The following is a 7,186-nucleotide window of genomic DNA, read 5'->3' as shown; positions in this document are numbered from 1 at the left end:
TGCGTCGCCTGCCGCATGGTCTCCTGATAGGCCGGCGCGGTCGGGTTGACGCTCTCCACCAGGCGGCTCTGATGGAACTGGCTCCGGTAGGCCAGGATGTTCTGGGCCAGCGAGACGCCCATCGAGCCGCCGACATTGCGGGCGACGTTGATCAGCGCCGAGGCCTGATCGGTCTGGTCCTTGCGGATTCCCTCGTACGAGGCCGAGGTGATCGACAGGAACACCATCGGCAGGCCGATCCCGATATAGACCCGCGACCACGCGAAGAACGAGAACGTCGTGGAGCCGTCGAGCCGCGTCAGGTCGACCATGCCCAAAGCCACGATGGTCATGCCGGCGGCGATCAGCCATTTCGGCTGCACGTAGGCGGAGACGCGGCCTGTGAGGAACATCATCACCACCGTGACGATGCCCCCCGGACCGAGCACGAGCCCCGACAGCGTGGCGGTGTAGCCGTAATATTCCTGCGTGATCTGCGGGATGAACTGCGTGGTGGCGATCAGGATCGCCCCGGTGAACATCATCACCAGGAAGCAGGAGCCGAACTGGCGGTTGCCGATGAGGCGGAGATCGACGGCCGGGTTCTTCTTGGTCAGGAGCCAGGGGATCATGGCCACGAACGACACGACCATCAACACGCCGGAGACGTTCATCAGCGTCGAGGTCCCGAACCAGTCCTTCCGTTGGCCCTCGTCGAGGATCACCTCCAGCGAGCCGAGGAACAGGGCGACCAGCACGAAGCCGACGATGTCGAAGCGGATCCCCTTCCGGACCAGCGCACGGCGCTCCTTCTTGGCCGCCGCGCTGTCCTCGATGAGCCAGTACATCAGCCCGAGGGCGATGACCCCCACAGGCCCGTTGATCAGGAAGCACCAGTGCCAGGAGGCGTTGTCGGAGAGCCAGCCGCCGAGGGTCGGGCCGATCACCGGGGCCACCACGATGGCGACGCCGTAGAGCGCGAAGGCCTGGCCGCGCTTCTCGGGCGGGAAGGAATCCGCCAGGATCGACTGGGCGAGCGGCGCCATGCCGCCGCCGCCGAGCCCCTGCAGCACCCGGAACAGCAGAAGGGATTCCAGGCTCCAGGCGAAGCCGCACAGGATCGACGAGACGGTGAACAGGGCCACCGACCACATGAAGAACGCCTTGCGGCCGTAGCGCTTGGCCAGGAAGCTCGACGCCGTGAGCGTGATCGCGTTGGCCACCAGGTAACTCGTCACCACCCAGGCGGCCTCGTCGGGGCCGACCGCGAGGCCGCCCGAGATGTAGCGCAGCGCCACGTTGGCGATGGTGGTGTCGAGCACCTCCATGAAGGTCGCCAGCGCCACCACGCCGGCGATCAGCCACGGATTGTGGCCACCCGGCGCCTTCGCGGATGCCGTGCCGCCTCGCGTCTTGCCGCCTCGCGTCTTGCCTCCTTGCGCCTTGCCCGTGTTCGGCTTGCGTCCGGACGCGGCCGCACCGGTCCCGCCGGCCATGGCGCTCACCGCACCGTGACGGTCGGGACGATCGACATACCCGGGCCGATCGACACGTCCGTCGGCCAGTTCTTGACCACGATCTTGACCGGGATGCGCTGGGTCACCTTCACGTAATTGCCGGTGGCATTCTGTGCCGGCAGCAGGCTGAAGGCCGTACCCGAGCCCGGCTGCACCGAAGCCACCGTCCCCTGGATCTTGCGGCCGGGATAGGCGTCGATCTCGATGTCGACCGGCTGGTCCGGCCGCATGTCGGTGATCTGGGTCTCCTTGAAGTTCGCCGTGACCCAGATGTCGTCGGGCACGAACATCGCCAGGCTCTGGCCGGCCTGGGCGAGCTGGCCGATGCCGCCGGTCAGCCGCACGACGCGGCCGGCCTGCACGGCGCGGACCGTCGTGTAGCCGAGGTTCAGTTCGGCCTGCTCCACCTGTGCCCGGTCGCGGGCGAGCTGCGCCTGGGTCGAGGCCTTCTGCGCCTGGAGGGCGCCGATCTGCTTCTGGGCCGCTACCACGCTCGCCTGGGCGCTCTGCAGGGAGGCCTGCCGCTGCTGCAGCGTCGAGGTCGCCGATTGCGATTGCTGGATCGAGCCGGAGCCGCGCTCGGCGAGGTCCTTGTAGCGGGCCGCATCCTCCTGGGCGAACTTCAGCGCCGCCTCGGCGGTGGCGACCTGCGCCTTGGACACGTCGATGTTGGCGTATTGCGCCTGGATCTGCGCGTCGATGTTCTTGATGCCGGCCTCGTCGGCCTCGATCTGCGCCTTCGCCTGATCGAGGGCGATCTGATAGTCGCGCTGGAAGATCTGGAACAGGATCTGGCCGGCCTCGACGTGCTGATTGTCGGTGACCGGCACATCGACGAGGTAGCCGCCGACCTTCGGCTGGACCGCAATGCTGCGCGCGTCGACGAAGGCATCGTCGGTGCTCTCGTAGGGGTGCATGTACAGCAGCCAGTAGAAGAACACGCCGACGCAGAGCGCGACGACCGCGAGGCCGCCGAGCAGGAACGCGAACGGGTGGCGCCGCAGGACGTTCGGGCGCCGGGCGTCGTCCTCGCCGTCGTCGGCATCTTCCGTGGCGTCGTCGGATTGGCCGTCCTGCGCCTCTGCGTCGTCGGCCGCATCCTCCGTGCCCGGCTTGCGGCCGGTCTCCTGGGCGGCGCCAGTGTCCCCGGCGGGCTTGGCCCGGCCGAGATCCAGCACGTCCCGTTCGCGCGCAGCTGGACGGCCGTCGGCGGGATGCGGGCGCGCCTCACCCTCGGAGGAAGGCCGCTGATCGTCAAACATGGGAAGTCGCCGCCCGATGGCCGGTCACCGCACGGTGACCGGGCTTGTCGCATCGCCCGCCTCAGGCAGCAAAAGCCGGCCGCAGGCTCAAGGTTCCATGCGCGGAGCGGGCCACCGGAACGCAAGCGGCCCTGCGGCGTTCTGCGCCCGGAACCTTTGCCGTTCTCGGGCACCGAGCCCAGGAGTACGCCATGACGCACAGCCCATCCCCGACCCCGCAGAGCCCCGGCTCCGGCTCGCCGACTTCGCCCACCGGCATCCCGCTCGTCGGCGTCGCCCGCCTCGACGCCATGAGCGCGGCGCTGGCGCGGAACTGGTGGCTCGTGGCGCTGCGCGGCGTGATCGCGATCCTGTTCGGTGTCATCGCGTTCGTCGCCCCGGGCGCCTTCGTGCTCTCCCTGGTGCTGTTCTTCGCCGCCTACATGCTTGCCGACGGTATCATCGCCATCGTGGGCGCGGTCCGCGCGGCGCAGCGTCACGAGCGCTGGGGCTTCCTGCTGCTCGAGGGCGTCGTCGACATCGTCGTGGGCGTCGCCGCGGCGCTGGTGCCGGCCGCGGCCGTCTGGGCCTTCGTGCTGCTGCTCGCCGTATGGGCGCTGGTGACCGGCGGCCTGATGATCGCGGCGGCCTTCCGCCTGCACCTGCATTACGGCCGGTGGTGGCTCGTCCTCGGCGGGGTCGTGTCGATCCTGTTCGGCCTCGCGCTGCTCATCAACCCGGGCATGTCGGCCCTGGTGCTGACGTGGTGGATCGGCTCCTACACCTTCGCCTTCGGCATCCTGCTGCTGATCCTGGCCTTCCAGCTGCGCAGCCGGCACGGGGCGGCCGCGGGGCCGGGAACGCCGCTCGGCCGGTGAGCCGGTCCCAAACCGGATCGGGCCCCGTGGCCCGATCCACACGGTCGCGGCGCGATCGACGCGCCGGTCGCCCTGCGTCCCCGCACGCGCGGGACACGGGATCGGATGCGGCCTAGAAGGCTCCCTCGACCGGATCGATCGGTCCCGGAACCCGAACCACGATGACGCCCGACGCGCCGGAACGCGCCCCGGCCGACGGGCCGAACCCGCCGAAGCCGGCTCCAGCCGCCGAGTCCCCGGACCCGCGCCTCGCCGCCCGCGAGGCCGGGCGCGCCGCGCGCGACCTGGCCCGGCATCTCCGGACCCTGGTGACCGCGGCCGGCCTTGGCCTCGCGCGCGGTGGCCGGGCCATTTCCGCCCGCGCAGCGGCACGGGCGCGCACGCGGTCGGCTTCGGTCGAGAGGCCGGCCGACACCGGCGTCCTGGAGGTCGATGGGCGCGGCGTCGAGCGGCGGGGCGCCCGGACGATCCTCGGCCGCCGGCACCCGGCCCTGCTCGCCGCCGGCCTGGTGATCCTGCTGCCGGTCCTGGCGCTGGCGGTCTACTTGTTCGCCGCCCTGGTGACCCTGCCGCCGCTCGGGGGCGCCGTGGTCGAGACCGGCCAGCGGGCGATCACCGTGGAGGCCGACGACGGCCGGGTCTTCGCCACCCGCGGCAGCTTCCGCGGCCAGAAGCTCACGGCGGCCGACCTGCCGCCGCACCTCGCCCAGGCGATCGTGGCGATCGAGGACCGCCGCTTCTACAGCCACTGGGGCATCGACCTGCGCGGCCTCGCCCGGGCGGCGTGGCGCAATCTCCGCGGCGGCGGCGTGCGCGAGGGCGGCTCGACCATCACCCAGCAATATGTCCGCCTGACCTCCCTCAACCAGGAGAAGACGCTCTGGCGGAAGGTGCAGGAAGCCTTCCTGGCGCTGCGGGTCGAATCGACGATGAGCAAGGACGCGATCCTGCTCGGCTATCTCGATTCCGCCTATTTCGGCGCCGGCGCCTACGGGGCGGACGCGGCGGCGCGGCGCTATTTCGGCAAGCCCGCCAAGGCCCTGAACCTGCCGGAATCGGCGATGCTGGCCGGGCTGGTGCGGGCGCCCTCGCAGCTCGCCCCGACCCGCAACCTCGGCGGCGCCAAGGAGCGGGCCGACGTGGTGCTCCAGGCCATGGTCGAGACCGGCGCGATCACGCAAGCAGAGGCCGACGCCGCGCGCAAGCAGAGCGTGACCCTGAAATCGCCCCCTGAGGCGCCGCCCGGCACCAACTACTTCCTCGACATGATCGCGGGCGACGTGAAGCGCCTCGCCGGCACCGACGGCGACATGACGGTGCGCTCGACCCTCAACCTCGACCTGCAGAGTCTCGCCGAGGGCGTCGTCGCCCGCCGGCTCGACAAGGACGGCGCCCGCCGCAAGGTCGGCCAGGCCGCCATGGTGGTGCTGTCGAAGGAGGGCGCGATCCTCGCCATGGTCGGCGGCCGCGACTACGAGGACAGCCAGTTCAACCGCGCCGTCCAGGCCAAGCGCCAGCCCGGCTCCCTGTTCAAGCTCCTCGTCTACCTGACGGCCTACGAGAAGGGCTACACGCCGGAATCCGTGATGGTCGACCGTCCGGTCCAGATCGGCGACTGGGACCCGGAGAACGACGACGGGCGCTACCGCGGGCCGGTGCCGCTGCGGACCGCCTTCGCGCTCTCGATCAACACCGTGGCGGCCCAGCTCGGGCAGGATGTCGGCATCCCGGCGGTGATCGCCACCGCGCGCAAGCTCGGGATCCAGTCCGACCTGCCGAACGTGCCGAGCCTCGTTCTCGGCTCGGGCGCGGTGAGCCTCCTGGAGATGGCCCGCGCCTACGGCTCGGTCCTGTCCGGGCGCACGCCGCTCCAGGCCTACGGCATCCAGGCGATCCGCGGGGCCGCGCCGCAGCCGCTCTACGTCCGTGCCGACGCGGCCCCGGGCCAGACGTTGGCGCAGGGGCCGCGCACCATGATGCTCGACTCGCTCCAGGCGGTGGTGGAATCCGGCACCGGCCGCGCCGCGCGGGTGCCGGGGCAGATCATCGGCGGCAAGACCGGCACGAGCCAGGACTTCCGCGATGCGTGGTTCGTCGGCATGACCCCCGACCTCGTGGTCGGGATCTGGGTCGGCAACGACGACGACAGCCCGATGAACCGCATGTTCGGCGGCGAGATGCCGGCCGGGATCTTCCACGACTTCATCCAGCGCGCCTCCGAGAAGCTCGCCAAGGGCAAGCCCCGCCCCTCGGCGGAGCGGGCCGAGCCGCCCCGGGCGCCGGCGCCGGCCCCCACGGTCGAGCCGGCCGCGGCCGGCGAGGTCCGCGGCGTGCCGGAGGTGATCGACACCGGCACACTGAACCTGCGCGGACGGGTCGTGCGCCTCCTCGGCGTCGTCGGCGAACGCGGCCATCTGGCCCGCCAGCTCGCCAGCTACCTGCGCCGCCGCGAGGTGGTCTGCTCCGGCCTCTCCGACGGGGCCACGGCCCGCTGCCGCATCGAGGGCGACGACCTCGCCGGGCTGATCCTGGCGGCGGGCGGCGCACGGGCCACGGAGGACGCGCCCCCGGACCTCCTGGGCGCGGAGGAGCAGGCCCGCGCCGAGCGGGTCGGCCTGTGGGGCCGGTGAGGGCTTAGGCCGCCTGGAGCTTCGCCAGCGTCCGCGGGTCGGGGACGCCGTCGAAGTAGCGCGCCAGCGCCGCGGCGAAGAGCGGCTCCTCGGGCGCGGCGCGGTCGAACAGCGTCATGCTGGAGCGGAACTTCAGATCGTCGGGCGACCCGAAGATCGCGTGGGCCGAGCGCCCGTCGACGGCATTGACGGCGGCCGTGCAGGCGCGCAGGCGCGCGCCCAGCACCGGATGCGCCGCATAGGCCTCGGCCTCCGCCAGGGATCCGATCGCGTAGCGCTGCGCCATCGGGCTCGCCCCGAGCCCGGCGATCTGCGGGAAGACGAACCACATCCAGTGGCTGCGCTTCGCACCGGCCCGCAATTCCGCCAGCGCGCATTCGTAGATCTCCTCCTGCGCGTCGACGAAGCGGCCGAGTTGGTGGCTGTCGGTCATGGCGCTGCTCCGGTGCTCGGTCCCGCTCCGTCAACGACGTTGCGCCGGTCCCGGATGCAGGCTGCGGAGACGGGCGGCCCCGATGGGTGTAAGGGCGGCCCATGCTCGGAACGCTTGTCGCCTTCATGGTCGCGAACCCCGCGATGAGCCACGCCCTGACGGCCACCCTCGAGACTGCCGGCCTGGCGGCCGCGCTGATCCTGCTGCGCAGTCCCCGCCCCGAAGGCATCGCGGCGCTGGTGGTCTCGACCTATTACTATGGCCGCGAGGCCGGGCAGCGGGAACACGACCTCAAGCATGCCGGCTGGGATGCCGTGCAGGCGCATCTCGGCGCCGAGTTCCTGTACGGGTGGTCGCTGCCGAACCTGCAGCAATGGGTGGCGCCGACCTGCGCCGCCTGGGTGGTGGCGGGGGCGATCTACCTGATCCGGTCACGGATGGCGCGCGCGGCGCCCCTTCAGCCGCCGCGCCGCGGGCGCTTCTGACGAGCCGCCCGGCCTCCGTCGCG

At 71.6% G+C, this 7,186-nt stretch carries 6 protein-coding genes; 3 read left to right on the top strand and 3 right to left on the bottom strand.

The features are described from left to right. Positions 1–1,475 (bottom strand): DHA2 family efflux MFS transporter permease subunit (locus I53_RS00930; protein ID WP_251982170.1); only part of this gene is annotated, 1,475 nt, incomplete at its 3' end. Between the two features lie 5 nt (positions 1,476–1,480). Then, positions 1,481–2,758 (bottom strand): HlyD family secretion protein, encoded by a 1,278-nt coding sequence (locus I53_RS00925; protein ID WP_043345692.1) that lies wholly within the window; start codon positions 2,756–2,758, stop codon positions 1,481–1,483. A gap of 191 nt (positions 2,759–2,949) precedes the next feature. Between I53_RS00925 and I53_RS00920 the strand changes: the two genes are divergently transcribed. Together I53_RS00920 and I53_RS00915 are read left to right on the top strand one after the other, a co-directional pair. Next, a complete protein-coding gene (locus tag I53_RS00920) occupies positions 2,950–3,615 on the top strand; it encodes an HdeD family acid-resistance protein (RefSeq protein WP_043345689.1) in 666 nt (221 codons plus the stop codon). Between the two features lie 161 nt (positions 3,616–3,776). Further along, positions 3,777–6,245: a PBP1A family penicillin-binding protein gene (locus I53_RS00915; RefSeq protein ID WP_043345688.1), complete on the top strand. Its 2,469-nt coding sequence runs from the start codon at positions 3,777–3,779 to the stop codon at positions 6,243–6,245. Between the two features lie 4 nt (positions 6,246–6,249). Here I53_RS00915 and I53_RS00910 read toward each other — a convergent pair whose 3' ends face one another. Next, positions 6,250–6,678 carry a DUF1810 domain-containing protein gene (locus tag I53_RS00910; protein WP_043345685.1) on the bottom strand — a complete coding sequence of 143 codons (429 nt, stop codon included), beginning with the start codon at positions 6,676–6,678 and terminating at the stop codon, positions 6,250–6,252. A gap of 101 nt (positions 6,679–6,779) precedes the next feature. Here I53_RS00910 and I53_RS00905 point away from each other — a divergent pair, with 101 nt between their 5' ends. Then, positions 6,780–7,163, top strand: a complete 384-nt coding sequence (locus I53_RS00905) for a hypothetical protein (RefSeq protein WP_043345682.1) — start codon at positions 6,780–6,782, stop codon at positions 7,161–7,163. The last annotated feature ends 23 nt before the right edge of the window (positions 7,164–7,186 follow it).

Origin of the sequence: Methylobacterium sp. B1, assembly GCF_000333255.1 — a bacterium.
GTDB lineage: Bacteria > Pseudomonadota > Alphaproteobacteria > Rhizobiales > Beijerinckiaceae > Methylobacterium > Methylobacterium fujisawaense.
The sequence above is the reverse complement of the archived record's forward strand: the minus strand, read 5'-3'. Positions and strand labels throughout refer to the sequence as shown.

Bases quoted from the DNA above. Each gene is read 5' to 3' on its own strand.
- I53_RS00925 (WP_043345692.1), bottom strand. From the start codon at position 2,758: ATGTTTGACGATCAGCGGCCTTCCTCCGAGGGTGAGGCGCGCCCGCAT.
- I53_RS00920 (WP_043345689.1), top strand. From the start codon at position 2,950: ATGACGCACAGCCCATCCCCGACCCCGCAGAGCCCCGGCTCCGGCTCG.
- I53_RS00915 (WP_043345688.1), top strand. From the start codon at position 3,777: ATGACGCCCGACGCGCCGGAACGCGCCCCGGCCGACGGGCCGAACCCG.
- I53_RS00910 (WP_043345685.1), bottom strand. From the start codon at position 6,678: ATGACCGACAGCCACCAACTCGGCCGCTTCGTCGACGCGCAGGAGGAG.
- I53_RS00905 (WP_043345682.1), top strand. From the start codon at position 6,780: ATGCTCGGAACGCTTGTCGCCTTCATGGTCGCGAACCCCGCGATGAGC.